Here is a 26,890-nt window from a genome sequence, read left to right on the forward strand (position 1 = left end):
GCCGGCGTTCAGAACTGCAGCCGCGCGCCGATCGTCATGTAGCGACCGATCACGTCATAATAGGGCGAGAAGCCCGAACTCGGCGGCGGATCCTTGTCGAACAGGTTGGCGATGTCGCCGAACAGCTCGAAATGCTTGCCGTCGCCGATCGGAATCTTCTGGCTGAGCTGCAGATCGACATAGGCATAGGCGGGGATATGGTTGTTCGCCAGGGTCGGGATCGTGCCGTTCCAGTCGCCCGACGAGATGTAGCGCGCGCGCACCAGCCCGCTGAAGCTGTCGCTGGCATAGGCGATCGAGGCATTGGCGCGGATGCGCGGCACGCCGTTGACGAACGCGCTGCCCTGCGTCTTCACATAGTCGATCTTGGTGATGCCATCGTCGGTGCTGAAATTATTCACCCAGGTTCCGATGAGCCGAAAGGTGAGGCGGCCATTGGCGGCATTGTTGACCGGCATGGTATAGGCCAGTTCCGCGTCGATCCCGTCGGTCTTGAACTCCGACAGATTGACCTGCGACGATGTGATGCTCTGGATGAGCCCCGCGCTGTTGCGGTTGATATAGCGGCAGAGGCTGGTGTTGCCGGCAAAGCAGCGATCGACGATGTTCTGCGCACCGATCGTGGTGATGACGTCGCGGATCGAGATGTTGAAATAGTCGATCGAGGCGGTCAGCCCGCGCAACGGCGCGGCGGTAAAGCCGGCTGTCCAGGTGTTCGCCGTTTCGGGGTCGAGAACGGCGTTGCCCCCGCCATAGACCAATGTGTTGTTGTTGCCGTTGGACGGGTTCAGCGGATCGAAGATGCCGATATAGCCGACCGTTGCGGACGAATAGAGTTCGCTGATATTGGGTGCGCGGATGTCGCGCGATCGGGTGACGCGGCCGATCAGGCCGGGGAGGAATTCGTTGGTGGCACCCAGCTTCCACGACCAGATCGAGCCGCTGGTGCTATAGTCGGAAATCCGCGCCGCGCCGTTCAGCTCCAGCTTGTGGAACAGCGGCACATCCTTCAGCACCGGCACGACCAGTTCGGCAAAGGCTTCCTTCACATTGTAGCGCCCCGAATAGCCGCTGAAATAGAAGGTGTTGAACGCCTTGGCCTCATCGAGTTCGCCGATCGATGCCGAGGTCGAAAGCCGCCGGCCTTCGGCACCGACCGCGATTGAAACCGGGCCCGCGGGCAGCTCGAACGGCTCGCCGCGCAGCGAGACGCCATAGGTATCCAGCTTGTCGATGCCGTTGAAGCGCGGCGTGCCCGTCACATAGTCGATCGCCGCCTGGCTGGGCGCGCCTTCGCCGAACAGGTTGATCGGCACGCATCCGCTGTTCGCATTGGTCAGCGCCACGCGGCAAACCGGCTGACCGGTCGCCGGATTGATCACGGAATCGACCGCGTTGGCGAAGTTCTGCGTGATCAGAAAGCCGGGCGTGCGCATCTTGTTGCGATATTCGCCGTGGCTGTAGTAGCCGCCATAGCGCCAACGGCCGTCGGCGAAACTACCGTCGAGCGCGATCGTACCCTGGATGCTGCGCCTGTCGAGGTTGATCCTGCTGTAGGACAGATCCGCGTTGTAGCGCGCCATCGTGAAGCTGGTCTGGCCCGCGTCCGCCAGGGTCTGGCGGATGGAATCGCTCAGGAAGGCATTCTCGGACCGGATCGTCACGCTGTCGAGGTGGCTGCCGAACCAGGTATAGTCGTTATAATAGCGCGAATAGTTGAGGTCGGCGCTGATCTTCAGCGTGTCGGTGAGGTCATAGGAGGCCTTGGCCATCGCCGCGTAGCGACGCTGCGGCGTGATCAGCGGGCTGCGCTCATCGTCCGAGGGACCTTCGCCTCCGATCATGCGCGTGCCGATGACGGTGCCGATGTCCGGCGTGCGCAGCGTGCCGTCGGGATTGAAGCCCTGGCCGCGCAGCACGCCCGAGGTGATGTAGCCGCCGATCAGCCGCGTCGCATGGCCGACATCGGGGGTGAGCAACTGGTTGTTGATGTTGGCGAAGCGGCCGGTGTTCTTGCGCGCGGTCTTGGTGAGGATGCCGTCATTCTCGACGAACTCGCCACCGATGACGAAGCGGCCGCGACCGGCCGCGAACCGGGTGCCATATTTGCCCTCGAACATGATCTGTCCGGCGTCACCGCGTGACGAGATGCCGGCGGACGTGCCGAGACGCAGACCTTCATAATCGCCGATGATCAGGTTGACGACGCCGGCCACCGCGTCCGACCCCCAGGCCGCCGAGGCGCCGCCGGTCACGATGTCGACATTGTCGACCATGATCGAGGGGATGATGTTGAGATCGTCCGTGACGAGTCGACGGCCATTGACCAGGATCAGCGAGCGGCTGTTGCCGAGACCGCGAATGTTGACGGGAAATCGGCCCGCATCGGTGTTCGTGCCCGAGGTCTGCGGGGAGGAGGACGCCTTGAACTGGGGCAGGTCGGCAAGTGCTGCGCCGATATTGACCCGACTGACCGTCCGCAACTCCTCTTGCGACATGCGCAGCAGCGGGGTCGGCGATTCATAACCGGGGCGATCGATGCGCGAACCGGTGACAACGATCTCGTTCGCTTCGACCGGCGCGGCTGAAGCATAATCGCTGGGTTCGTCATCGCGCGCTTCGCTGGCGGGCGGGGAAACCTGCTCCTGCGACGATCGCGCCGCTGCGGCGTGGATGGTGATGATCCCGCCGCCATCCGCCTTGCTTGCGGAAAGGCCGGTGCCCTGCAGAAGCAGCCGCAGCCCCTCGTCGACCGTGTAGCTGCCGCGGACGCGATTGGTGCGCTTTCCGCGAATGACGGTTCCGCTGGCGAGAATCTGGACGCCGGCCTGCTTGGCGAAGGCGGGGATGCCGCGCCCGGCGGGCTGCGCCGGCACATCGATCGGCCGCCGTTCCGCTGCAGCCGCCGGCGCGGCGCTCGCGACCATTACGATCGCGGCACACCCCGCCATCAAGCTTTGCTGAACCGTCAGGCCGAAATTGGATCGCTGCATGTTTCTCACCCCCAAAGGCCTTCGATTGCTTGAGGCCTCAAGTGAAGAGACGGACGGCACGGCGCTTTCCGATGCGATGTGACGAAAAAATGACGCGTCGGTTGCGGTCTGATGCCCTGGCGACGGCGCAAGTCATTCGAACTAGCGGGAAAGATGAATTTCGTCGCCCCGCACAATAACCGTCGCGCCGAGCGTCGCCCCCACCGCCCGTGCGAACTCCTCCGGCTGGTCTACGCGGAAATAGCCGACCATCGGCTCCTGCCGCAGGTTGGGGCTGTCGATCACCAGCCGCCGGCGGTTGTAGCGGTTCAACTCGTCCGCCGCGAAGGACAGGGTCTCGCCGTTCAGCGCCAGTTCGCCCGTGCGCCATGCCAGCATACGCTCGGCCCCCTCGGGCGCGGTCTCCACCTTGATCATAGGCGCCGCGTTGGCGACGAAGCCTTTCGATCCGGCGGCGATGCGCGTGCGGCGATCCTCTTGGCCGTCGATCCAGACTTCGACGACGCCCTCGGTCACGACGACGTTCGCGCCATCATCATAGCGACGGACGGAGAAGGCGGTGCCCACGGCCTGAACGCGCACATGCCCGGCCTCGACGACGAACGGGCGTGACCGGTCATGCGCGACCTGGAACCATGCCTCCCCGGTCTTGAGCGCCACCGCGCGGCGCTTGTCGCCCATGCTGACGGCTATGTCGCTCGCGGTGTTGACCGAAGCGACCGATCCGTCGGGCAGCGGAACGCGGCGGATCTCGCCGACGCCCGTGCCGATCTCGATCGCCGCGGGGGACAGCAGGTAGACACCGGAAATGCCCGCCGCCGCCAAGCCGGCAGCCATGCCACCACCGACGAGAAACCCCCGCCGAGACCATCGCCTTGAGGGCGCTGGTTCGGGTTCCGGCACCGCCGTGGCTGAATCGGTCAGGGCGCGTCCGCGATTGAGGTAGGCGAGCGTCGCTTCGGCGCGCAGCAGCGCACCATGACGGCGCGGATCGGCGCCGAGCCAATCATCCAGTTCGCGCTGCGGCTCTGCGTCGAGCGGCCCATCTTCGAGACGGATCGCCCAGCGCGCAGCGGCGTCATGATCATCTGCGCTGTTCGTCACCGTCCGTCTCTCTCATCCTCGTTTGTGGCGCGCCGGCCGGACTGTCGTCCGCCGCGGCGATCGCCTTCATGATCAGCTTCAATCCGCGCACTGCCTGCGCCTCGATCGTATGTTCCGGCAGCCCCATGCGCGCCGCGATCTCGCGCTGCGGCACGCCCTGGATGCGGCGCAGTTCGAAAATCTCCCGGCAGCGGTCGGGCAGCCCGGCGATCAACTGCCGCACCCGGTCCAGTTCCTGCCGCGCGCTGACGCGGCGTTCGGGGCCGGGATCCTCGTCGGCGAGGGTCAGCGCCTCGGCCTCGGTCAGGCTGTCGATCCGCACAATCCGGTCGCGGCGAACGCGATCAAGCAATACGGTCCGGGCTGTGGAGAAGAAATAGGCGCGGCCGGTGCGGATGTGCGATACGTCGTCAAGCCGCGATATCTTTACATAGGCATCCTGAACGATGTCGTCGATTTCGCTCTCGGGCACGGCCATGCGCCGGAGCCGGGCACGCAGATCCCCCTCGTGCGGGACGATATTACTTCCCACCCAAGCGACAATCTCGCGCCTATCACGTCCCAAATGTCTGTCCGTCTGTTTCGGCCGCTATATCCAGGACGATCGGTAGCAGCATTTCCGATGGGTGATTGCCCCGGATGTGCGAATTTTTTGGCACGGCGCGGGGATAGGCCCCGCCGGGCTCATAATTTTGCCTGGGTGGACCGCGGCGTCGCCAGCAGAAGATTGGTTTCGGAGGCGGTGATGCCGGATACGAGGCGCAGACGCCGCAACACTGCGTCCAGATCCGTCAGGCTCTCGGCCGAAATCTCCAGCACCAGATCCCATTTGCCGTTGGTGGTGTGGATCGCACCGATCTCCGGGAAGCTCGTGAGCGCGTCGATCACCCGCGCGGCCATGCGCCCCTCGACCTCGACCAGGGTCACGCCGCGGACGGGCATCGCGACGGCATCCGAGCGCAGGATGACGGTATAGCCGATGATGTCGCCGCGCGCCTCAAGCCGCTCGATCCGGCTGCGCGCGGTGGCGCGCGAGATGCCGAGTTCGAGCGCGAGGTCAGATACGCTGCGCCGCGCATCGTGGCGCAGGCAATTTATCAAACGTCGATCGAGATCATCCATCTTTGATCAATCTGGGCTGTTGGGGTTTCCAAAGTGATAGAAAGCTCTGCGATTTTTGGCAATTTGCAGCGTTTGGATCGCCAGCAGCGCTCGCTACCATCGCTGCAGGCGGAGGCTGATGGGCACCTCCATTCGGCCACTCCGCCTTCCCTCAATGCGCGTCTCGCGGCTGCCTTCCCGGGCGGCCCCTCCCTGACAGATTCAACAGGATGTGCCGACCACATGACCGCTCAACTCAACATCGTGCCCTTCGTCAGCGTCGACAATATGATGAAGCTCGTCCGCTCCGTCGGCATCGAGCGCTTCCTCCTCGAACTGTGCGACTATGTGGAAGAGGATTTCCGGCGCTGGGACCGGTTCGACAAGGTCGCCAGGCTGGCCACCCATTCGGTGGACGGTGTGATCGAACTGATGCCGACGTCTGATGGCGAGGCTTATGGCTTCAAATATGTCAACGGCCACCCGAAGAACGGCAAGGGCGGGCGGCAGACGGTGGTGGCGTTCGGCGTTCTCGCCGATGTCTCGCACGGCTATCCAGTGCTGCTCAGCGAGATGACGATCCTGACCGCGCTGCGCACAGCCGCGACCTCCGCCGTTGCCGCCAAATATCTGGCGCCCAAGGGCGCGCACACGATGGCGATCATCGGCAATGGCGCGCAGTCCGAATTCCAGGCGGTCGCGATGAAAGCGCTGCTCGGCATCGATCACGTTCGCCTTTATGATATCGATCCTGTCGCGAGCGAGAAGTGCCGACGCAACCTGCAGGGCAGGGGGATCGACGTTCGGGTCTGCGCCAGCAGCTATGAAGCAGTGCACGGCGCCCAGATCATCACGACCGCGACGGCGGACAAGCAACTCGCGACCATCCTCTCTGACAATATGATTGGCTCGGGCGTACATATCAACGCGGTGGGCGGCGATTGCCCAGGCAAGACCGAGTTGCATCGCGACATCCTGCTGCGGTCCGACATCTTCGTCGAATATACGCCGCAGACGCGCATCGAGGGCGAGATCCAGCAGTTGCCGGCAGATCACGAGGTCACCGAGTTGTGGCAGGTGATGACCGGCGACCGGACCGGCCGCGCCGATCGCGATCGGATCACCTTGTTCGATTCCGTCGGCTTCGCGACCGAGGATTTCTCCGCGCTCCGCTACGTTCGCGATAAGCTGCGTGGCACCGGCTATTTCGACAATCTCGATCTGCTCGCCGACCCGGACGAGCCCCGCGACCTGTTCGGAATGCTATTGCGTGCCGAGGCGCTGGCCATGGCCGGCTGAACTCTTGCCGCCATTCCGAAGGGATCGTCAGCGACGGTCCCTCCCCGGCAGCCCCCGCCAGCTACATGCTACCAACATTGTCGCAATTTGATCGCCGAGCATATGCGAAAGTGACCGATCGTCAGGCCTCGATCAGATCGAGCGTGTTCTGGATTGCCCGCGGCACCGCGCCCTTGGGACGCTGGCTGAAGGTCACCAATGTTTCCGTCGGCTTGGCACGGACGCGGTCACCCTCCACCACTTCGCGGATCGAAATCTCGTAGCGTGGCAGGCTGTCGGCGCGCTCGATCTCCATCAGGTGCTGCTTGAAGCGACGCATGACGCTGCGGCTGCCGACCGTCTTGTAGAGTTGCTCGAGATCGATTTCGAATGGCCGCTCGGCGACGTGCGACCGCGCGATCTCATAAAGCCGGCGCTCGATCAGGCCGAGCTGAAAATATTCATGGTCATAGCTGTACATCGTCGCGTCGCGCTCGATCGCCCGGAACAGGAAGTCACACAGGCGGACCTTCACCGCGCGCAGCTTCTCGAAACCCTCCGGCGCATCGTCATACAGCGCCTGCGCATTTTCGATCCAGGAAAACCAGCCCCGATGCCCGGCACCGCCGGTCTTGAGGTTGGTCTGGATCTGCGTGCCCTGCAGCCGCGACATTGCATCGGTGAAGCGCTGATAGTCGCGCTTGCCCGGGTTCGGTGTGCCCGTGGCGCGGAAAAAATCATGCGCGGTGAAGATCATCTCCTGCGTGTAGGATTGGCCGCGGAGGATCTTCTCGTAGATCAGCGAGGCGACGTAGAGAATGATCTCCTTGTCGTACATCGTGGCGATGCCGCCTTCGCCGGCACGGATCGTGATCGTCGTATTGCCGATTCGATGTTCGATCACGCCGTTCTTCGGCTTCTTCTCCAGCGAGAAAAAGGGGAAGTCCATGACGCTGCGATCGCCGTGAATATCGCCGCGCAACGGGCAATCCAGCGGAAGATGGCCCTGGAGATTCTCGACGTTCGTGCGGGCAGTCGCCATCGTGCGCCTCATTGTTGATGAACGCCTTCTAACCACATCGGACGCTTTCGAACACCGCCGCTCGCGGAAACGCACCCAAAAGCACTAGAATCGCCTCGCCCTGCGCCTTGCCTTGGAGGAAACCGCACCCGAAAACACCCTCCGACGCCCATAAACGCACCTAAAAGCACGGCCGACGCGGCCCGTTTCTCGCCTAAAGCCTAAATTCCGTAGTGTTTTCAGGTGCGATTTTGAGCCGATGCTGCGGATTAGCCACATAGCGCTCGTGCTTTTGGGTGCGTTTCGACCGCCGGGCCCCTCACTGAGCCCTTTTTCTCCTCGTTTCAGCCCAGGAAAACCGTTCGATCGGTCACCGGCATGAGAGCCCATGTTTTCAGGTGCGGTTTACGCCGCCGCCTTCTGGGCCTCCCTCAATCCGTGATAGGTGCGGCCCAGATGCAGCGCGCCACCTGCCGCCTTCGCGGACATGCCACGGAGATAGGCGCCCGGCTCGCGTACTTCCCCGGTCCAGTTCTTGTACACCGCCGCGATCACCGCCGCGGCCGCCCCCTTTTGCCCCATCAGCCGGCACGCTTCTCGCCAGGCGCCGATCGCGATGCGGTTCTGCCCCACCAGTTGCTCCGCGACGCTGACGATCCGTCCCCATGCCCGCGGCCCGGGCTCGAGATCCCAGAGCAATTCCGGACATGCCATCGAGATAAAGCCCGGATCTACCCCATAATGCTCCAGATCGGCCTCGACGTTGCTCAGGGGAGCGAGCATTCCAACGTCCAACTCGCCGCTACTCTGATCCGGAAAGCTGATACTTGTAACTGCGTTAGCAGTTTTGAGGTGGGTTGTAGTTGTAGAGTCGGCGAATTTGGGTTCAGCCTTGGGTGAAATATTCATAGGTTCTAATGCGCGATCGCCACGCGACGCCAACGCGTTGTCGACATCCTTCTGAAGCGCTTCGATTTGACAAGCCATCTGATCGATGCAGGTCTGAAGCAGCCCGGGATCGCGAGAGCCACGCGCGTGGACAACCGCCATCGTCACGAACGCGATCACAGCGTCCGCGTCCACATCCAACGCCTGCGCATCGACCGTCTCCGCCAAGGTTCGGGCTTTCCTCCGGAGCGACGCGAGTAGGCGACGGAGTCGGTCGATTTCCTTGTCGATTGCCGCCCCTTCCGCAGCGATTGTGTCGAACTCAGCCGCCCGCGCGCCGATCGGGCTCAAATCGAAGCCATAGGCCCAGACGATCTCGCCGTCGGAGTTGCGTGCCCCGCCACGATGGCCGTTCGCGCTGTCGCGCGGAACGATGAGCCCCAGCTCCACCGAGCGCCGGATATAATTCTGCAGCTGGCGCACGCCGACGCCGAGCGTCACCGCCAGCGTCTCGTTGCGAACCCAGACGATCGGGGTCTTCCCCGGCCGCCAATCCTGCGGTCGGGAATGCGCGACCAGTTCGTCGAGCAGACCCACCAACGCGCGCGGAATCCCCATATAAGGCGCCGCGCGCTTGAGCTTGCCCAGCAACCGCGCCGGCGAGACATCGGCCTCGCCGTGCCACTCGGCGGCAATCCGCTCGGCGGCTGCACTGAACCCGTCGTAACGGCGCAAGCCGCTCGAACGTTTGAGCGCAAGACTTCCCATTCGACACTCCCTGGCGGAGAGCCGTTCGGACATAAGCATCCGTGGCGCGAGACGCGCTTTCGACTTGCTGAGATCGGGCGAGTGGCGTAGAACCGTCTTTGCCTAGGTGGTTCAACCAATCACCCGAAAGACCCGGCCTCGCGCCGGGTTTTTCATGTCCTCACTGCGTCCCCTTCGCGCGATTGACCCCTCATGCGCGGACCGCGGCGCGAGCACGGTCGGCACATGCACGGGGCGATCGGCCTCAGCCGAATCCCCCCGCACCAATTCTTTCGAGACTGTTAATGAAGCCGGCGACCGGCGCGAGCGCTTCGATTCGTGCTTTCGGGGACGTTTCGGTGCCGACTCGGCACAAATATTCGTGCTTTTAGGTGCACTTGCTCGTCAGGTCAGTTTGCCGGCGCCGGCGGCACATCCAGACGGCCGATGCGGCGCATCACATTGTCCGCCTTCTGCGCGATAATATAGTCGAGCAGCAGGACCGACATCGCGTCGGCGACGGTCAGCCTGATGTTCAGGCGGCTCGCCAGCGCGCGTTTGGCCTCAACCAGCAAGTCAGCGCTTTCGCGCGACATCCGGATGAACAGCCGCACCGAACCGCGGGTAGCGATCGTGACGAGATGGTCGCGCACGACGTCCCCATCCAGCGCGACCAGCCGCGGCGCGCCGGTGGGGACGAGGCCTTCGAGCAGGCTGGCCAGCGACTGGTACCGCAACGTCTCGTTCGAGCGGAGCCGCAGGCATTCGGTCGTCAGCCGGAAAAAGCCTTCCGACACGTCGAACGTATAGCCCCGAGTTTCACCGCTCATCACCGAGCCCCGACCTCACCAGAACGCCGGCGGAGGCGGGCGTCACCTTGAGGCCTCTAGGCTGCCACGCGCTGTTCGGCCAGCGATATGAAGGGTCAGGGGGCTGTCAGGCGCCGAACGTCCGGTACGATACGCAGTTGGTGTCGACCAGATCCCAGTCGATATCGATGCCCAGCCCCGGCCCTTCGGGCACATGGATATTGCCATCGGCATCCATCAGATCGCGCAGGCTCTGCTTCATCGGGAGCTGGAAGCTGTCCTCCGGCACGAAGAGTTCGAAATATTCGGAGTTGCGAACCGCACAGGCGACGTGGAGGTTGGCCACGTCCATCGGCCCCATCGTCGTCGTGTGCAGTTCGCAGTTGATCCCATGCGCCTCGGCGAGGTGACACACCTTCAGCGTGCCCGTGATGCCGCCCTTCCACGATACGTCCGCGCGAACCATGTCGAGCGCATCGGCCTTGATCGCCTGGGCGACCCCCCAGGGGCCGCCCCGCGTCGTCTCGGTGCCGACGACCGGGATATCGACCGCGGCGGCAAGCTTGGCATATTTGTCCAGCTCATAGTCACGGAACGGCTCCTCGAACCAGTAATAGCCGAGTTCCTCGAGGTGCCGGGCGACGCGGATGGCCTCCGGCAGCGTATATTCGGCAACCGGATCGGTCATCAGCACCATCTCCGGACCCACCGCCGCGCGCACAGCGGCGTGGATCTCCATGTCGATCCGGCTCGGGCCGCAGGGATGGACCTTGTACGCCTTGAAGCCGCGCTCCTTGTAATGGAGCGCCTCGCGGACATAATCCTCGATCGTCGGCAGCCAGAGGCTGCTGGCATAGACGGGCTGGGTCGTTCGGTAGCTGCCGAGATAGCGGTGCAGGGGCAAGCCCGCGGTGCGTGCGGCCGCATCCCACAAGGCCACGTCGATCGGCCCGGGCAAAAAGACCGGGAAGAAGGCGCCGTGGCGGTCGATATTCCAGAAATCGTGCCAGATCTTCTCGCGATCATGGATGCTGCGCCCGAGGATGACGGGGGCGATCACGTCCGCGAGATAGGCGTCGGTCACCGCGCCCGACCGCGCCGCCCAAAAGGTCGCGATCCCCTCGATCCCGTCCGACGTGGTAACGCGCCCCACGCCATAGCTCCACGGCATCGGCGCGGCACCTTCGCGCTCTTCGTCGAACAGCCCCTTGGGACGCTGACAGATCCAGGTTTCGAACTTCTCGACGCGCACTTCGCTCTCCTGCAAACCTGTATTACAGGATAGAAAGGCCAGGCGGGCAGGGCAAGCCCTATGTGTCGCTTCGCGCGAAGCGCGGCGCCAGGATTGCGGATAGCGCATCGTCGAAATGCCGGGCCATCGCCGAGGCCGCGCCCACGGGGTTGCGCGCAGCGACCTCGCACACGATGGCTTCGTGCAGATCCTGGACGTGTTTCAGTTCAGGCGTCGCCGCCCAGCGCTCGATGCCCGCCAGCATCGACGCCTCGATCAACTGGCGGAGCGCCTCGATCAGCAACGGATAGAGCGGGTTGGCGGTGGCGCGAGCCAGCGTCTTGTGAAGCTGGAGATCGAGGTGCGAATAGCGCGCGCCATCGGCAAGGCAGCCGCCCATCTCGTCGACGATCGCGCGCAACTCGACGACATCCGTATCACTGCGCCGTTCGGCGGCAAGCGCGACCATCGCGATCTCAATACCGCGGCGCATCTCCAATATGTCCTGCGTCTCGGCTTGGCCGATCAGCACGGCATTGCCCAACACCCGCGACAGCATCTCGCCATCCACCGGCACGATCGTCGCACGCTTGCCGACCGCAAGTTCGACCAATCCCGTCGCCGCCAACGTCCGCATGGCCTCGCGCACCACCGGGCGGCTGACCCCCAGCGTCACGCTGATATTGGTCTCGCTCGGCAAGCGGGCGCCCGGCCGCAATTGCTCGCTCGCAACATGGTCGCGCAGATAATCGATGACCTGCTCGACCAGACCAGCGGCCTTTGCGCCAGCTTCGATGCCGCCTTCGTCCACCACCGTCTCCTTCCGCCAGTTGGTCTAACGGCGATACGCACCGGCGGGCAAGCAGCCTTGCCTACGGCAACAAAAAGCCACTTGCACCGCCGCGCGCGGTGCTGGTAATAACCTGTCTTACAGGATCTTGACATCCGCGACAGACGGATCGATTGGAAGCGAGGGGAAATGCGCCCGGTTCAGCCTTCGGCGATCGAAAGCAGTGCTGCAGTACCGGCCGGGCGCTATCGCTGGCTGATCTGCGGTCTGCTCTTCGCCTCAACCACGATTTGTTACATCGATCGCCAGATTTTCGGATTGCTCAAGCCGGTACTCGATGGGGAGCTCGGCTGGTCCGAAACCGATTATGGAGACATCGTCGCGGTCTTCTCGTTGCTCTACGCCTGCGGCTATCTGTTCGGCGGGCGACTGATGGATTGGATCGGCGTGCGGCGCGGGCTTACTCTTGCGGTGGCCGGCTGGAGCATCAGCGCGGCGCTGCACGGGCTGATGGCGAGCGTGATCGGCTTCAAGATCGCGCGCGGCGCGCTGGGCTTGAGCGAAGGCGGGAATTTCCCTGCATCGATCAAAGCGGTGCGCGAATGGTTTCCGGCGCGCGAGCGGGCGCTGGCAACCGGGTTGTTCAATGCCGGCAGCAATGTCGGCGCGATCGTCACGCCGATTAGCCTGCCCTTCATCGTCGCCGCCTTCGGGTGGCGCGCCGCATTCCTGATCGCCGGGGCGCTCGGGCTGCTCTGGGTGGCTGCCTGGCTGCGCTTCTACGAACTGCCGGAGCGCCAGAAGCGGCTTTCAGCCGACGAACTTGCCTATATCCGCTCCGGCGAGAGTGTGGCCCCGGTCGCGCGCCCACGCTGGATCGCGCTGTTCGGCTATCGCGGCACCTGGGCCTACGCGCTGGGCATGCTGCTCACCAGCCCGGTCTGGTGGTTCTACCTCAACTGGGTGCCCGGCTTTCTGCACCAGCGCTTCGGCATCGACATGATGGCGTCGATCGCGCCCCTGGTGGCGATCTACCTGATCGCCGATATCGGCAGCATTGCGGGCGGCTGGATCTCGTCGCGGCTGATCAAGCGCGGCATGCCGGTGCTGCGCGCGCGCATCGTCGCGATGCTGTGCATGGCATCCTGCACCGTCCCCGTGGCACTCGTCTCCGGCACGGGGTCGATGTGGCCGGCGGTGCTGCTGATCGCACTCGCCGCCGCGGGACACCAAGGGCTTTCCGCCAATCTCTACACGATCGTCTCGGACACCGTTCCCGCAACCGCCGTCAGTTCGGTGATCGGTATCGGCGGCTTTGCCGCCGGCGTGATGGGGATGTTCGTCGCGATGGCGATCGGGCGCATCCTCGATGCCACGGGCGGCAACTACATGCTGCTCTTCATCGGCGCGGCGATCGCCTATCCACTGGCGGTGGCGCTGATGGCACTGATCCTGCGCGGCCCGCGCCCCCCCGCCGCCCATTCGAACTCGACCCTGATGATGGAGCCGCAATGACCGACCGCGACCTTTTCGACCTGTTCCGGGCGGAACTCTATACCCCCGTGGTCGGCGACATCCTCGATACGCTGGGCTGCTATCACCAGTTCCTGCCGCAGCCGATCCAGCCGATGCGCACGGAGATGAAGCTGATCGGGCGCGCGATGCCGGTGCTCATGATCGACGTCTATGGCGAGCAGGCGGAACCCTTCGGCAAGCTGACCGAGGCGCTCGACCAGATGGAGCCCGGCGACATCTACCTCGCCAGCGGCGGCGCGATGCGCTGTGCCTATTGGGGCGAGATCCTGACCGCGACTGCACGGATGCGCGGCGCCAATGGCGCGGTGATCAACGGCTTTCACCGCGATACGCCGCAGGTGCTCGATCAGGATTGGCCGGTGTTCAGTCGTGGCCGCTTCGCGCAGGATTCGGGGGTGCGGACCAAAGTTATCGACTATCGCTGCCGTATCGAGGTGGGGCCGGTGACGGTGCAGCCGGGTGATCTGGTGTTCGGCGATCTCGATGGCGTCATCGTGATCCCGAGAGAGCATGAGACCGAGGTGGTCGAGCGTTCGCTCGAGAAGGTCCGCGGCGAGAAGCTCGTGCGCAAGGAGATCGAGGCCGGCATGTCGAGCACCGCCGCCTTCGCGAAATATGGCATATTGTGACGATCGCCTTCCGCATCCATGCGGCCGACAATGTCGCGACCATGCTCGACGATGCCGCCGCCGGCGACACTGTGGGGCTGCGCGGCGAGGCGTGCGACACCGTCACCGCGCTGGAAGCGGTTGCGCACGGCCACAAGATCGCGCTTTTCGCCATCGCCCCGGGCGAACCGGTGGTGAAGTTCGGCATCCCGATCGGCCGTGCCGCCGCCGCCATTGCCGCCGGCAACTGGGTGCATCTCCACAACTGCGAAAGCAGCTTCGACGAACGCTCGGGCGGCTTCGACATGGTGACCGGCGCGGCCAAGGACATGGCATATGACTGAGGTGTTCGACCGCCAATGGACGGGCTGGCTGCGGCCGGACGGGCGCAAAGGCGTCCGCAACCTCGTGCTGGTGATCTACACGGTCCAGTGTGCCGCCCATGTCGCGCATGCCATCGCGGCGGGTGAAGACGATGTGCAGGTCATCGGCTTCCCGGGCTGCTACGACAATCAATATGCAATCCGGCTGGTGCTGTCGCTGGCGCGACATCCCAATGTCGGCGCGGTGCTTTCGGTGGGGCTGGGCTGCGAATATACCCAGCCCGCGCGGATCGCCGAGGCGGTGCAAAAAAGCGGGCGACCGTCCGATGCCTTCTTTATCCAGGAGGTCGGCGGCACGCGATCGTCGACCGAAAAAGGCAAGGCGATCGTGCGCAACCTGCGCAACCGCATACATGCCGAAACCCCGCGCGTGCCGATGGGCTTCGCCGACCTCACTCTGGGCGCCGAGTGCGGCGGGTCGGACGGGACGAGCGGGCTGGTCGGCAATCCCGTGGTCGGGCGCCTGTTCGACCACGTCGTCGATGCCGGTGGTTCGGCGATCTGCGAGGAGATCGTCGAGATGATCGGACTGGAGGAGATCATCCTCGCCCGCGCGGCGGACGATCGCGCCCGTGCCGAACTCAAGGCAGCCTACGACAAGGCCGAATGGTACTGCCGCGAAGTCCGGCAATATTCGGTGTCGCCGGGCAATTTTGCCGGCGGGCTGACCACGATCGAGGAAAAGAGCATGGGCGCCTTCGCCAAGAGCGGGTCGCGCCCGATCCAGGGCGTGATCAAGGTGGGCGAGAGCCCGCCATGGCCCGGCATGTGGATCATGGATTCGGTGCCCGATCCGCACTTTATGCAGTTCGGCTACACCAACCCCAACGACACGGAGGGGATCATGGACCTGATCTCCGGCGGCAGCCAGATCGTGCTGTTCGTAACCGGGCGGGGCAGCGTGATCGGATCGCCGGTCTCGCCGCTGATCAAGGTGACGGGCAACAGCCGCACCTATGCCCGCATGATCGAGGACATGGATTTCGACGCCGGTCGCGTGCTCGCCGGCGAAATGGCTTTGGATCAATGCAGCGACGAACTCGGCGCGATGGTCGCGAACGTGGCGTCGGGAACGCCGAGCAAGCCTGAGGAACTGGGCCACAGGGAGTATTTCGTGATGTACAAGCACCAGGACACGCCGGATCTCGAACGGGGGTGCCGCAGTGCCGCTTGATCCAGCACAGGCATTCCGCCTCGATGGCGAGGTCGCACTGATCACCGGCGGCGGCTCGGGGCTGGGTCTCGGCATGGCGCGCGCGCTCCACGCCGCGGGCGCCGAGGTCGTGCTCGTGGGTCGCCGTGCGGAAATGGTTCAGGCGGCCGCCGAAGAACTGGGCGACCGCGCCCATTGGGAAGCCGCCGACGTCACCGCCTTCGACACGCTGCCGGCGTTGGTCGAGCGGGTGGTCGCCAAGACCGGCAAGGTCTCGATCCTCCTCAACAACGCGGGGATCAACTTCAAGAAGCCGGCGATCGATACCGGCGTCGAGGAATTCTCGACGATGCTCGACACGCATGTGCTCGCCGCGCACGCGCTGACCCGCGCGGTGTTGCCGGGCATGCTGGCGGCGGGGCATGGCAGCATCCTGTTCACCGCCTCGATGACGTCGATCATCGGCATGCCGGGCGTGATCGCCTATTCAGCCGCCAAATCCGCCTATCTCGGCATGGTGCGCGCGCTGTCCGTCGAAGTGGCGGGGCAGGGTGTGCGCGTCAACGCGATCGCCCCAGGCTGGATCGAATCGGCGATGCTCCGCAAGGCGCTCGACGGCGATCCGGCGCGATCCAACCGCATCCTCCAGCGCACGCCGATGAACCGCTTCGGCGACCCCGAGGATATCGGCCTGGCGGCGGTCTATCTCTGCTCGCCTGCCGCCAAGTTCATCACCGGTGTTTTGCTGCCCGTCGACGGCGGCGCCTCCCAGGGATTCTGAAAAGCTCATGACCACCGAAGCGCCGCTCGCGCCGCATCCCGACCGCCTGCTCCCCGCCGATCCCGAAACCCGTGCGATCGCGCGCGAACTCTACCGGTCGGTCAAGGACCTGCCGATCATCAGCCCGCACGGGCACACCGATCCGTCATGGTTCGCGGAGAACCAGCCTTTTCCCGATCCGGCGAGCCTGTTCATCATCCCCGATCATTACATCTTCCGGATGCTCTATAGCCAGGGTGTGCCGCTGGAGGAACTGGGCGTGCCGCGGATCGACGGCGGCTGGACCGAGACCGATACGCGCAAGATCTGGCGCCGCTTTGCCGACAATTTTCACCTCCTGCGCGGCACGCCGAGCCGGATGTGGCTCGATTATGCCTTCCACGACATATTGGGCATCACCGAACGCCTCTCGCCGACCAATGCCGACCGCATCTACGACCAGATCGACGCGCAGCTGAAGCGGCCCGAGTTCCTGCCGCGCGCACTGTTCGAGCGCTTCCGCATCGAGGCGCTGGCGACGACCGAGAACCCGCTCGACGATCTCCGACACCATCGCGCGATCCGCGCGAGCGGGTGGGGCGGTCGTGTCGTCACCGCCTTCCGGCCGGACAATGTCACTGATCCCGAACATCCCCGCTTCGCCGAGGATCTGCCCGAACTCGGCCGGATCACGGGTGAGGATGTCGGCAACTGGGCCGGCTATCTCGCCGCGCTGGCCAACCGCCGCCGCTATTTCATCGAGCATGGCGGCGCGACTTCGACCGATCACGGCCACCCGACCGCGCATACCGAAAATCTGCCGCAGGAAGACGCCGCCGCACTTTACGGCCGCGTCACTGCCGGACAGGCAAGCTCCGCAGACGCCGAGCGCTTCCGCGGCCAAATGCTGACCGAAATGGCACGAATGAGCCTGGACGACGGCTTGGTGATGCAGATCCATCCCGGCGCGCTACGCGGCCAGAACCCGGCGGTCACCGGCACGTTCGGCGAGGCGAAGGGCGACGACTGGCCCTCATCCACCGAATATGTCCGCGCGCTCAAGCCTTTGCTCAACGCCTTTGGCAACGAACGCGAACTGACCATCATCCTTTTCACACTCGACGAAACCACCTACGCGCGCGAGATCGCGCCGCTCGCCGGCCATTATCCGGCGCTGCGGATCGGCCCGGCCTGGTGGTTCCACGACAGCCCGGAAGGCATGAAGCGCTTCCGCGAGCAGGTGACGGAAACCGGCGGCTTCTACAACACGGTCGGCTTCAACGACGACACCCGCGCCTTCTTCTCGGTCCCCGCGCGGCACGACCTCAGCCGCCGCATCGACTGCGGCTTCCTGGCGAAGCTGGTGGCCGAGCACCGCCTCGACCGCGACGAGGCGTTCGCGGTGGCGGAAGACCTTGCCTATAATCTGGTCAAGGCCGCGTATCGGCTTTGAAAGGCGCGATAAGCCCGCTCTCGCAACATGGGGGAGAGGACTTATCGCTCCGACAACGCTCCAGAAGCACGCCTGATCACTGCTGGAGATCAACATCGGTTCTACATCGACGAGCCATCCGGCATCTGAAGGCTGAGCGAAGTTGCCCCTGCCACCAGATCACGTCTAAATTTGCGAGCAAGGTCAGCAGCGGTCCATCATGGCCGTGTGAGAATCCGGCTAACCGACTGCCACGTCGGCCGCTGTTATGAATATCGATGGAAGGGGCAGCCTTGCCGCTGACAGTTGTCGCCCGGCCAGGGTTGGCCCGACCGAAGTCGCGACGGCCCATTGATCGCGAGGGAGCTTTTCCAGAAGGCCCTTCGCCCAGTCGACTGCCACGGCACCGTCCTCATCGGCGATTTTTCCTGCGCCTCAATGCTGCGCGCTCCGACCAGCACCCTCTCTTTATCCGGTGAGAATTGGCGGGTCGTGTCGAGGGTGCGGCAGCAATGCGAGTAGGCAAGGACAGCCTCGGTGCCGACGACGCGCTCGATAGCGCGTCGACGCCAAATCCTCTCGGATACGGTGGTGGAACCGAACAGCGTTCCGTCCATGTCGAACAGCAAGGCGGACGCCCGAAGAATGATGATTCGTCATCGTTCCAATAATTATGATGCGAGGGTCAGGCCGGCGTGGTGCTGCTGCTCGCTCGCGTGACCATGTTTGCGCTCATCGGCAGGAGGCAGAGCAGAACCGTCATGATCTTCGCGGCGACTGGTCTCTTGCCAACATGTCCAATGTCCTCCTGGCACAGGCCGCGGCCGGCACCCGGGTGATGAATCTGGACGGGGGCGCCACGAACCTTGCCGCGAGCGCCCTTGGCAGCTTTTCGGCGGACGGCTGTTGCCCCGGCTATCGCCTATGGCCACGACGCCCTTCGCAAAGCGGAATGAGCGAGCGAACGGCTCGACTGCGAACCTGATCAGCGATCAAGGGGACAGCGGCTTTGTAGTCGCTCATTTGACCCTCGCTTAGTAGCATGGCGAGCGATTGCCTCTCTCCGCCACACGCGGCGTGGAGCTTCAAGTTGAGGCCTCTTGATACGCCCGATAAGTCGGGGAACGACTTTTCGCTGGGAATGCTGGCCGAGCGGTTCGCTCACCTGGATCGACATAATCGCAGCGGCGTTCCTCCCTCCGCCGGTGCCAACGCTGATTCTCGTAGCGCCAAGACAGCATAAAATAGTCTTACGCTCGCCCACAAACAGTCGCGGCCGAAGATAAGATCAGACGGAGCAACGAAGTGCCTGTCTTGCTTGCCCGACAACTTGGCGGGATGTGTAGGCGCGCCTGTGCCCGGATACGACAGAAACGAGCAGAAGCCTGATGCAGAGGATGGCATAAACCCCGCTTCGTCAATCGTGTACGATTGTGAATCGCCGATGCAGAAAAAAATGCATGACGAGTCAGTTAGTTGTTCAACGCATTGGGATTGGCAGTGCCGTCGGCAAAAGCTATCACCGAATCGTTGGGGGAGATTTCATGACAAAGATCAGTACGATCGCTGCGAATGACCAGGTTCTCAGCAAGGACGGGGAAACCCTATATGCTGCTGGAAGCGACGGAAGGGTTCGCGTTTACGATGTCGATACGGGAACGCTGAAGGCGACTTGGAAAGTCGGGACGACTCTCGGCGGCATGGACGTTTCCCAGGACGGCAGCTTCCTGATCGTCACGGAACATACGCCAGTAGCGAGCACCGTCGGCCAGTACGGAGACACCAGCTACACGGTCACGACCCACCGGGTCGACACACGTACCGGCGCGGTCATCAACTATAATTTCCGTACGAGCTGGCTCGACTACAGCTTCCACGATGCGTCGGTGTTGACCGGCAACAGGGTATTGCTGACGCAGCAATTCCAGGGGTCTGGTTGGATTGACCTCAAACTGCTCGACCTGACGACCGGTAGATACACGACGTTGGGCACGAGTGTGCGGCAAAATAGCGTGATCTCGACAGATCCGACGGGGACGCGTGTGTTGATCGGAGAGGCGAACATCTCCGACGCGCCGCTCAACCTCTTTGATTTTTCCGGTAACGTCCCCGTATTAATTGGGACAGGTTACGGATCAGGATTTAACAGAGGCGTGCAAGCGTTCAGCGCCAATGGTGCGTTTTCAGCAAATGGCACCGGTTTGCTCATTTTCGACGATCAGATGAATTTCGTCCGAAATCTGAGGAACGACCTGCCGCGTGATCAATATGGATATCCGCCGGCCATAGCCGGCATGGCCTTCGATTCAGAGGGTCTCAATCTCTACATGCTGGACGTGAGCGGCAAGACGATAATCCAGATGTCGACAGTCAGTTGGACGATTGTGCGCACATACGCACTTGATCAAACTGTAAATTTGCCAGAGCCATATGGCTTATCTCAAAATTTTGGTAATAACCTGCTGTTGACCAACGACAATAATTATCTTATCTTCGTCGCGGCGGATGGCATTCATCGGGTGTCCACGGCGGTCATCAACGGCACGTCCGCTAGCGATACGCTCACCGGCGATGCCGGCAACGACCAATTCTACGGCCTTGCCGGCAGTGACCTCCTCGACGGCGGGGCAGGCAATGATCAACTGATCGGCGGCGATGGCAACGATGAGCTGAACGGTGGTGATGGTAACGACGTGCTCCATGGTGGCGCGGGCAATGACACGCTTCGCGGCGGAGCCGGTGATGATGCGATCGACGCCGGCAGCGGTGACGATGTCGTGCTCGGGGGCGATGGCAACGATGTCGTGACGCAGCGGGACGGGCAGACCGGTCTTGCCGATCTCGGCGCGGGTGACGATCTCTACCGCGTCCTCGGTTCCGAACGCGCCTCGATCAGGGCAGCTGGTGGCACCGGTATCGACACGCTGGAAATCTCCAACACCTATTATGCCATCTTAGGGTCCTCGGTCAGCGGTTTCGAAAATCTCATCCTCAAGGCCGACGGCAACTTCCAGTACTTCTCCGGGTTTCAGTCTATCACGCTTGAAAAAGCCGGATCGACAGCGCACTATAATCTGGTCAATTCGGCGAACCCGCTGGTTGATTTGACGCTGGCTGGCCAAGTCCTGCACCTTATCGTCTCCAGCCTCCGGACGATCACCGGCAGCAACGCGACGGATATCGTGTTCATTGGGCAGGGATCGGCCATCGGTGGCGCGATCGCGCTGGGCGGCGGCAATGATGAATTGACCATCAATCTGCTGTCCGGTGGTGCCGCGCCGACATTCAAGGGCATAGACGGCGGCTCGGGTCGAGACATGTTCAACGTCATCGGCAGGGACGATGTCAACGTCGCCTACAGTCTTTCCGGCGTTACTGGCTTCGAAACGCTGGGGGTGAACGTCGGCTATGTGACTGCGCCAACGATCGCGCTTTCGAATGTCGTGGATGTGAACCGGATCCTCGTAGGCGAGAATGCCCGCTTCACGCTCTCGGCGAGCACCCTGCACGACACGTTGTTGAGCGGTGGCCTGGGCGGTTCCATCACGCTCGCGGCAGGCACGGTTGTCGACCGCTACGGCTTTCCCGAGGACGGCCCCTACAACCACTCCACCGACCTTTGGATGCGGGACGAAAGCCTATCCGTAAGGCTGACCAATCGCGGAACGATCGAGGGCGCGGTCAAATTCTACATCGGCGACGATGTCTATGACGGTCGCGACGGGCAAGTCGGCGGCAGGATCTATGGCAACGGCGGCAACGACACGCTTTGGGCCGGCGCAGGCAATGATGAACTCGATGGCGGAGCCGGCGACGACCAATTGCTGGGTGAGGCTGGAAACGACACGTTGTTGGGCGGGGCTGGTGCCGACATTCTGACGGGCGGCGACGGCAATGACCTGCTCGACGGCGGAGTTGGCAACGACAAGCTGTCGGGCGGGGCCGGTACCGATACGCTGATGGGCGGCGACGGCAATGACCTGCTCGATGGCGGGGCGGGCGACGACCAGTTGCAGGGCGGAGCCGGTGCCGACACGCTGATGGGGAGGGACGGCAGCGACCTGCTTGACGGAGGGGCTGGCGACGACCAGTTGCAGGGCGATGCCGGCGCCGACACGTTCATCGGCGGCGCTGGTAACGATGCGCTGGATGGCGGCGACCATGACGACACGCTCGTCGGCGGCGCGGGTGCCGACACGCTTACCGGCGGCGCGGGCGCGGATCTGTTTTCCGGCACGCGATACGAGATGGCTGGGGACATAATCACTGATCTGTCGCTGGGCGACAGGATCGATGTCACCGATGCGCAACTTGCGAGCTTCACCTATCAAAGGGTTGGCAATGTCCTGACCTTTGGTGCGTACAGCCTTACGCTCGGTGGCGTCATCGGCGGCCAGTTGATCACCGAAGCGCCGTCCGGCGGCGGCGCGGGTGTCGTGTTGCGCCTGGCCAGCCGTGACAGCCAGTTGACCGATTTCACCGGAGACGGACGCGCCGACATTCTCTGGGCGAAGGCGGGCGCCGTCAGCAGTTGGACGGTCGACGCACGCGGCTTCAACGAGAATGCAAGCTTTGCCGGGGTCGATGCGAGTTGGCGGCCGGTCGAAACGTTCGACTTCAACAGCGATGGTCGATCCGACATCCTGTGGCGCAACACCAACGGTGCGATTTCGGTGTGGACGTCGAACGGCAAGGGCTTCGCGGCGAACAGCTATTACATGGCAGTCAGCAGCGCCTGGCAGGTGGCGGCGACCGGCGACATCAACGGCGACGGCAGGGACGATATCCTCTGGCGAAACGCGAGCGGGGCGGTTTCCGTGTGGAGCGGCACGGGTAATGGCTTCGTTCAGAACAGTTTCTACAGCGCGTCGGCCGGCACTGCTTGGCACGTGACGGGGCTGGGCGACGTCACGGGGGATGGCAAGGAGGATCTGATCTGGCGCCACGACAATGGCACCGTCGCGATCTGGAACGCGACAAGCACCGGATTGACCACCGTCGGCTTTCTCGATGGCTCCACCGGCACTGCATGGGATGTGGCGGGCATCGCCGACTTCAACGGCGATGGTAAGGACGATCTGCTGTGGCGTCACGACAATGGCGGGATCGCGATATGGCAATCGACTGGCACAGGCTTTACCAAAAGCGCGGTCATCGGTTCGGCACCCCTGAGCTGGGACGTCGCTCAGGTGACCGACTTCGACAATGACGGTCGCGCCGATATCCTGTGGCACAACAGCAATGGCGCGATTTCGGCCTGGCGGTCGACCGGCAGCGGCTTCCAACAGAATGTCCTGTACAGCGCCGGGCCTTCGACGGAGTGGAGCATCATCGCGCACGATACCGTGCCGCCTGTGCTCTAACCTTCCGGTGGGCCTGGCGACCGAAGATTGCGGTCACGCCGGGCCCATGTGCTTCACTCGCTTGCTACCATCCTCGCAGCCACGGCACGCGCAATCACATTAAACACTCGACGCTAGACGATTTACGCTTTGCAACCGTGCCCGCATCACCCGCGGCAAACAACGGGTTCGAATTTGGTGCTTACCACTTTAAAGCCACTACAGCGCGTTCCGGCCCATTCACAGCCATAAGGAGCGAGCCGCGGCCCGTCGCCGTCGTGGAAGAACTCACTGATCGGCTTAATCAGTGCAGCGTCGGGAGGCGGACGGCCATCGTTGCGCCAGTTCCATCGGGCGCGGCGCCGCACCGCCCGTGCCTATCGTATGACTGAGCGACGGATCATGATCTCGCAGCTACGTGGCGCTGTGCGCCGCCTAAGGTACCCGCCCGGCGTGTCTTTTTAAGGCGATAGCGCAGCCCCCTCGACAATGTCCCCAATGGCACTTTACCGACGGTAAAGTGCCATTTGCGGGAAATGTGCGTGCCCGGCGAAGAAGGGGGATTCACAGCCGAATCGGTCTGTGCTTGGAATGTTCCCATGTTCCAACCCGACTTGTTCACCGCGCCCAGCCCGAACTCAGCCCGGTCGCCGGTCGCGGCTGCGGCCGAAGCGCCGGTGAGCGTGGCGTCGATCATCGATCGGCTGACAGCGATATGTGAACGCCCGCGCTATTGCTTCATGGTGCTCAATCTCATCGGCCAGGTTGCCGATGATCGCGGTGTCGCGGGTCCGTGGGTGCGCGTCGGCGAACGGCGCGTGCTTATCCGGGACTGGCTGAGCGACGCGCAACTGCCGCTGGCCAGGCGTGATCCCCGGCGCCTCGCGATCGAGGCGGAGATTCGTGCGGATGTCGCGCGGGAAAATCGCGCGTCTATGGACAAGGCTGCGCTCGAACGCATGATCCATGATCGGCTGCGCGCGCGCATGCGCCGGTCCGGTCAGACCAACATCAGCCGCGCGGTATCCGAATTGCTCAGGGCCGGCCTCGTCCGGCGGCATTATGCCGGCTATCGCATCGACCATGAGAATCGCGGCGCCGGCCGGACCGCGATCTACACCATCACTCGGGACACGCTGGCTGCGTTGCGCGCTGCGCCGCGCGTTTGACAGCCCGCACGAACCATCAGGCCCAGTAGGGCTGCCACGGATGCCGCAGGCGCATCAGTGCCTCTAGGTAGAAATAATCGCCCCAGATGCAGGCCTCATCTACGCCGGCCTTGTTGGGCATGTGATACACGGCGTGGAGCAGCAGCGCATTCGAACCTTCGAGAGGCGCCAAATAGGCGTCCCCCAGACGGACGACGATCGCGGTCGCCCAGGCCTCGTAGGTCTGGCGCAGATTCTCCGTGAGCGGCAGCGCCTGCGCGAGTTCGAGCAGGCCGCACGCGGCGATCGCCGCGGCGGAACTGTCGCGCAGAGTCTTGTCGTCGTCGGTGAAGATCAAATCCCAGCAGCAGATGCCGTCGCTCGGCAGGCGATTGAGGAAATGATGCGCAAGGCGGGCCGCGATGTCGAGATAGGCGGTCCTGCCGGTGTGCCGCCACGCGAGCGCGAAACCATAGATGCCCCAGGCTTGCCCGCGCGCCCAACTGCTGTCGTCCGAATGGCCCTGGTGCGTGCAGCCATAGCGTGGCTTGCCGGTCCTCGTGTCGACATAGAAGGTGTGGAAGGTCGAGGCGTCTGGCCGCACCAGCAGCGCGGCCGCCTGCGCGAGATGACGGTCAGCAGCGTCTGCGAACTCCTGTACCCCGGACTCGCGGGCTGCCCAGTAGAGCAAAGGCACGTTGAGGTTGCAGTCGATGATCATCCGCCCGCGCTGTTCGGGATCCTGCATGTCGCCCCACGCCTGGATGACGTTGGCGACCGGATCGAAGCGCTTGAGCAGGAGCCTCGCCGCTTCCAGCCCCGATGCCCGCGCCATTCTGTCACCGGTCAGTTGATAGCCGGCGCAGCAGGAGAGGGTGTAGAGAAAGCCCAGGTCATGATGATCGACATAAATGCGCCGCTCGATCCTGGCCGCGAAGGATTGCAGGTTGCGCTCGGCCGTGGCGCGATAGCGCGGCTCGCCGCTCAACTGCCAGCCAAGCCACAGCATCCCCGTCCAGAAGCCGTTGGTCCATTCGACATTGTCGATCGCGGCATAAATGCCGCTCTCACTGGCGGGGGCCGGAAAATAGTCGCCGAACTGGGGCAGCATGCGATCGAGACGGGCGAGCGCCGCCGCCAGTCGCGCGTCCAGCGCCGCCTTGTCCAGCGGGTCGGTTAGGCGCGGGGCGAGGGGCTCGCAGGCGATGGACGTCATTGGGCGGGAGTCTCCAGGGGGCGATGGCGCCCGGTGCGTTGCCGCGGCCGATATTCGGGCGGCGTCGGTGAGAGCGCGAAGAAGGACCAGATCCAGAAGATCAGCGCGAAACCAGCGATCAGGAAATAGCTGTGCTGGAAGCCGATCCGGTCATAGCTGATGCCGACGATCGGCGAGAGGATCGCCAGCCCCAGCGAATGGCCGAAGCTGACGCCGACCATATAGACGGTCGACGCGAAGCGCGCCTCGAAGTGGAAGGCGATATAGCGGAACAGCGAGACGGCGAGGATCGGCAGTTCGATCGCATGCGCCATCTTGCACATCGAGATGGTGACAGGGCCGATCGCCAGCCCCGATCCGGCGATGCGCAGGATCATGATCATCGCCGCCAGCAGCAGCCCGCGCGTCGCGCCGATCCGGCGGACGATCAGTGGCGCGACGAACATCCCCGCCGCCTCGACGAAGATCTGCGCGGCGTTGAGATAGCCGAACATCGCATTGCCCCGCTCGGGCGTCGGAAACAGCGACGAGAAATAGAAGGGGAATTGCTGGTCGTAGACGAGGTAGAGGTTGGTCACCCCCAGGATCAGGATCATGAAGCGCCAGAAGGCAGGTTGCGTCAGCAGCGCCAGCGTGTCGCGCGGCGTCAGCCGGTCGGCGGCGGCCTGCGCATCCGGGTCGGGCTCGATCATCGTCAGCCGGATCAGCGGCAGCAGCAGCAGCCCCGCCGCGCTGGCGAGGAAGAAGTTGATCGCCGGATCCAGGTTGTAGAGCCGGCCCGAAAAGGCCGCGGCGCTCGCGAAACCGATCGATCCCCACAGCCGCACCCGGCTATATTCGAAACCATATCTGCGGCCGACGCGATCGACATAGCTTTCCAGCGCATAGCTGCCGGCCATGAAGGTGAAGCCGAGATAGAGGCCCCCGGCGATGGCGCCGAGCGGCAGGCTCCAGCGCAGCAGCGGCGCGTAGACATAGAGGAAGAAGGGGCCGGCGAGGATGACGAGCGAAGCGATCGCGGTGGGGACGACCTTGCGGAAGCCCATCCGGTCCGAGATGAAGCCATAGGCCGGCTGCGCCAGCATCGCCCCCACCGAATTGACCGCGAACACGGTGCCGGCCTGCGTACCGTTCAGGTGCAACGATCGCGTGAGCCAGATCGACAGCAGCGAAATCGCCATCGCCTGCGCGAAAAAGAAGCAGAACATGAAGGCGCTGAGCGCGGTGTAGTTGCGCGTCCGGAGAGAGGCCACGACATCCTCGATATCTGTTATCGATATCACATATGAAGTGCCAAAAGCGGCTTGGCAAGCGCATTCGGTTGACAGCGCCGCGCGACGGGATATCGAT

Annotated in this window: 20 protein-coding genes; 9 read left to right on the top strand and 11 right to left on the bottom strand. The window is 63.7% G+C overall.

What is annotated here, in order from left to right:
• Positions 1–8 precede the first annotated feature (8 nt).
• The 4 genes from FHS96_RS17210 to FHS96_RS17225 all read right to left on the bottom strand — a co-directional run bounded on the left by FHS96_RS17210 (position 9) and on the right by FHS96_RS17225 (position 5,219).
• Positions 9–2,951, bottom strand: coding sequence for a TonB-dependent receptor (locus FHS96_RS17210; RefSeq protein ID WP_429594224.1), 2,943 nt, complete (start codon positions 2,949–2,951; stop codon positions 9–11).
• Between the two features lie 183 nt (positions 2,952–3,134).
• Positions 3,135–4,097 (bottom strand): FecR family protein, encoded by a 963-nt coding sequence (locus FHS96_RS17215; protein ID WP_429594226.1) that lies wholly within the window; start codon positions 4,095–4,097, stop codon positions 3,135–3,137.
• Positions 4,078–4,629 carry an RNA polymerase sigma factor gene (locus FHS96_RS17220; protein ID WP_429594228.1) on the bottom strand — a complete coding sequence of 184 codons (552 nt, stop codon included), beginning with the start codon at positions 4,627–4,629 and terminating at the stop codon, positions 4,078–4,080. The genes FHS96_RS17215 and FHS96_RS17220 overlap by 20 nt, the downstream gene beginning before the upstream one ends.
• 152 nt (positions 4,630–4,781) lie before the next feature.
• Positions 4,782–5,219, bottom strand: a complete 438-nt coding sequence (locus tag FHS96_RS17225; protein WP_429594231.1) for an Lrp/AsnC family transcriptional regulator — start codon at positions 5,217–5,219, stop codon at positions 4,782–4,784.
• Between the two features lie 222 nt (positions 5,220–5,441).
• Here FHS96_RS17225 and FHS96_RS17230 point away from each other — a divergent pair, with 222 nt between their 5' ends.
• Positions 5,442–6,497 carry an ornithine cyclodeaminase gene (locus FHS96_RS17230; protein WP_429594234.1) on the top strand — a complete coding sequence of 352 codons (1,056 nt, stop codon included), beginning with the start codon at positions 5,442–5,444 and terminating at the stop codon, positions 6,495–6,497.
• Between the two features lie 121 nt (positions 6,498–6,618).
• On the opposite strand, the gene FHS96_RS17235 is transcribed toward FHS96_RS17230, so the two are convergent.
• From FHS96_RS17235 to FHS96_RS17255, 5 genes are all read right to left on the bottom strand, one after another.
• A complete protein-coding gene (locus tag FHS96_RS17235) occupies positions 6,619–7,518 on the bottom strand; it encodes a replication initiator protein A (RefSeq protein WP_429594236.1) in 900 nt (299 codons plus the stop codon).
• 384 nt (positions 7,519–7,902) lie between these two features.
• A complete protein-coding gene (gene repC / locus FHS96_RS17240) occupies positions 7,903–9,153 on the bottom strand; it encodes a plasmid replication protein RepC (protein WP_429594239.1) in 1,251 nt (416 codons plus the stop codon).
• Positions 9,154–9,542: 389 nt separating this feature from the next.
• Positions 9,543–9,962, bottom strand: coding sequence for a hypothetical protein (locus tag FHS96_RS17245; RefSeq protein WP_429594242.1), 420 nt, complete (start codon positions 9,960–9,962; stop codon positions 9,543–9,545).
• A gap of 106 nt (positions 9,963–10,068) precedes the next feature.
• On the bottom strand, positions 10,069–11,193 hold the full coding sequence (locus FHS96_RS17250) for an enolase C-terminal domain-like protein (protein ID WP_429594244.1): 1,125 nt from the start codon (positions 11,191–11,193) through the stop codon (positions 10,069–10,071).
• Between the two features lie 58 nt (positions 11,194–11,251).
• Positions 11,252–11,983, bottom strand: coding sequence for a FadR/GntR family transcriptional regulator (locus FHS96_RS17255; RefSeq protein ID WP_429594247.1), 732 nt, complete (start codon positions 11,981–11,983; stop codon positions 11,252–11,254).
• A 168-nt stretch (positions 11,984–12,151) separates the two neighbouring features.
• On the opposite strand from FHS96_RS17255, the gene FHS96_RS17260 reads away from it, so the two are divergent.
• The 8 genes from FHS96_RS17260 to FHS96_RS17295 all read left to right on the top strand — a co-directional run bounded on the left by FHS96_RS17260 (position 12,152) and on the right by FHS96_RS17295 (position 24,345).
• Positions 12,152–13,477: an MFS transporter gene (locus tag FHS96_RS17260; protein WP_429594249.1), complete on the top strand. Its 1,326-nt coding sequence runs from the start codon at positions 12,152–12,154 to the stop codon at positions 13,475–13,477.
• The gene (locus FHS96_RS17265) at positions 13,474–14,127 is read left to right on the top strand and encodes an RraA family protein (RefSeq protein WP_429594252.1); all 654 of its coding nucleotides are present in this window, start codon (positions 13,474–13,476) and stop codon (positions 14,125–14,127) included. The genes FHS96_RS17260 and FHS96_RS17265 overlap by 4 nt, the downstream gene beginning before the upstream one ends.
• A complete protein-coding gene (locus tag FHS96_RS17270) occupies positions 14,124–14,450 on the top strand; it encodes a UxaA family hydrolase (RefSeq protein ID WP_429594255.1) in 327 nt (108 codons plus the stop codon). Before FHS96_RS17265 ends, FHS96_RS17270 begins: the two co-directional genes overlap by 4 nt.
• The gene (locus FHS96_RS17275; protein WP_429594257.1) at positions 14,443–15,663 is read left to right on the top strand and encodes a UxaA family hydrolase; all 1,221 of its coding nucleotides are present in this window, start codon (positions 14,443–14,445) and stop codon (positions 15,661–15,663) included. Before FHS96_RS17270 ends, FHS96_RS17275 begins: the two co-directional genes overlap by 8 nt.
• Positions 15,653–16,423 (top strand): SDR family NAD(P)-dependent oxidoreductase, encoded by a 771-nt coding sequence (locus tag FHS96_RS17280; protein ID WP_429594260.1) that lies wholly within the window; start codon positions 15,653–15,655, stop codon positions 16,421–16,423. Before FHS96_RS17275 ends, FHS96_RS17280 begins: the two co-directional genes overlap by 11 nt.
• A gap of 7 nt (positions 16,424–16,430) precedes the next feature.
• A complete protein-coding gene (uxaC, locus tag FHS96_RS17285; protein WP_429594263.1) occupies positions 16,431–17,855 on the top strand; it encodes a glucuronate isomerase in 1,425 nt (474 codons plus the stop codon).
• Between the two features lie 1,523 nt (positions 17,856–19,378).
• Positions 19,379–23,197, top strand: a complete 3,819-nt coding sequence (locus FHS96_RS17290) for an FG-GAP-like repeat-containing protein (RefSeq protein ID WP_429594265.1) — start codon at positions 19,379–19,381, stop codon at positions 23,195–23,197.
• Positions 23,198–23,775: 578 nt separating this feature from the next.
• Positions 23,776–24,345 (top strand): hypothetical protein, encoded by a 570-nt coding sequence (locus tag FHS96_RS17295; protein WP_429594268.1) that lies wholly within the window; start codon positions 23,776–23,778, stop codon positions 24,343–24,345.
• Positions 24,346–24,361: 16 nt separating this feature from the next.
• Here FHS96_RS17295 and FHS96_RS17300 read toward each other — a convergent pair whose 3' ends face one another.
• Both FHS96_RS17300 and FHS96_RS17305 read right to left on the bottom strand, forming a co-directional pair.
• The gene (locus FHS96_RS17300) at positions 24,362–25,540 is read right to left on the bottom strand and encodes a glycoside hydrolase family 88 protein (protein WP_429594271.1); all 1,179 of its coding nucleotides are present in this window, start codon (positions 25,538–25,540) and stop codon (positions 24,362–24,364) included.
• The gene (locus FHS96_RS17305; RefSeq protein ID WP_429594274.1) at positions 25,537–26,793 is read right to left on the bottom strand and encodes an oligosaccharide MFS transporter; all 1,257 of its coding nucleotides are present in this window, start codon (positions 26,791–26,793) and stop codon (positions 25,537–25,539) included. The genes FHS96_RS17300 and FHS96_RS17305 overlap by 4 nt, the downstream gene beginning before the upstream one ends.
• Positions 26,794–26,890 lie beyond the last annotated feature (97 nt).

It is taken from the genome of Sphingomonas zeicaulis (assembly GCF_050433225.1).
Taxonomy (GTDB): Bacteria; Pseudomonadota; Alphaproteobacteria; order Sphingomonadales; family Sphingomonadaceae; genus Sphingomonas_D; species Sphingomonas_D zeicaulis.

What these genes read in the sequence shown, in the direction of transcription:
- repC (WP_429594239.1), bottom strand. Translation starts at nt 9,153, where the DNA reads ATGGGAAGTCTTGCGCTCAAACGTTCGAGCGGCTTGCGCCGTTACGAC.
- FHS96_RS17300 (WP_429594271.1), bottom strand. Translation starts at nt 25,540, where the DNA reads ATGACGTCCATCGCCTGCGAGCCCCTCGCCCCGCGCCTAACCGACCCG.
- FHS96_RS17295 (WP_429594268.1), top strand. Translation starts at nt 23,776, where the DNA reads ATGTTCCAACCCGACTTGTTCACCGCGCCCAGCCCGAACTCAGCCCGG.
- FHS96_RS17245 (WP_429594242.1), bottom strand. Translation starts at nt 9,962, where the DNA reads ATGAGCGGTGAAACTCGGGGCTATACGTTCGACGTGTCGGAAGGCTTT.
- FHS96_RS17210 (WP_429594224.1), bottom strand. Translation starts at nt 2,951, where the DNA reads ATGGCGGGGTGTGCCGCGATCGTAATGGTCGCGAGCGCCGCGCCGGCG.
- FHS96_RS17225 (WP_429594231.1), bottom strand. Translation starts at nt 5,219, where the DNA reads ATGGATGATCTCGATCGACGTTTGATAAATTGCCTGCGCCACGATGCG.
- FHS96_RS17265 (WP_429594252.1), top strand. Translation starts at nt 13,474, where the DNA reads ATGACCGACCGCGACCTTTTCGACCTGTTCCGGGCGGAACTCTATACC.
- FHS96_RS17290 (WP_429594265.1), top strand. Translation starts at nt 19,379, where the DNA reads ATGACAAAGATCAGTACGATCGCTGCGAATGACCAGGTTCTCAGCAAG.
- FHS96_RS17275 (WP_429594257.1), top strand. Translation starts at nt 14,443, where the DNA reads ATGACTGAGGTGTTCGACCGCCAATGGACGGGCTGGCTGCGGCCGGAC.
- FHS96_RS17260 (WP_429594249.1), top strand. Translation starts at nt 12,152, where the DNA reads ATGCGCCCGGTTCAGCCTTCGGCGATCGAAAGCAGTGCTGCAGTACCG.
- FHS96_RS17230 (WP_429594234.1), top strand. Translation starts at nt 5,442, where the DNA reads ATGACCGCTCAACTCAACATCGTGCCCTTCGTCAGCGTCGACAATATG.
- uxaC (WP_429594263.1), top strand. Translation starts at nt 16,431, where the DNA reads ATGACCACCGAAGCGCCGCTCGCGCCGCATCCCGACCGCCTGCTCCCC.
- FHS96_RS17235 (WP_429594236.1), bottom strand. Translation starts at nt 7,518, where the DNA reads ATGGCGACTGCCCGCACGAACGTCGAGAATCTCCAGGGCCATCTTCCG.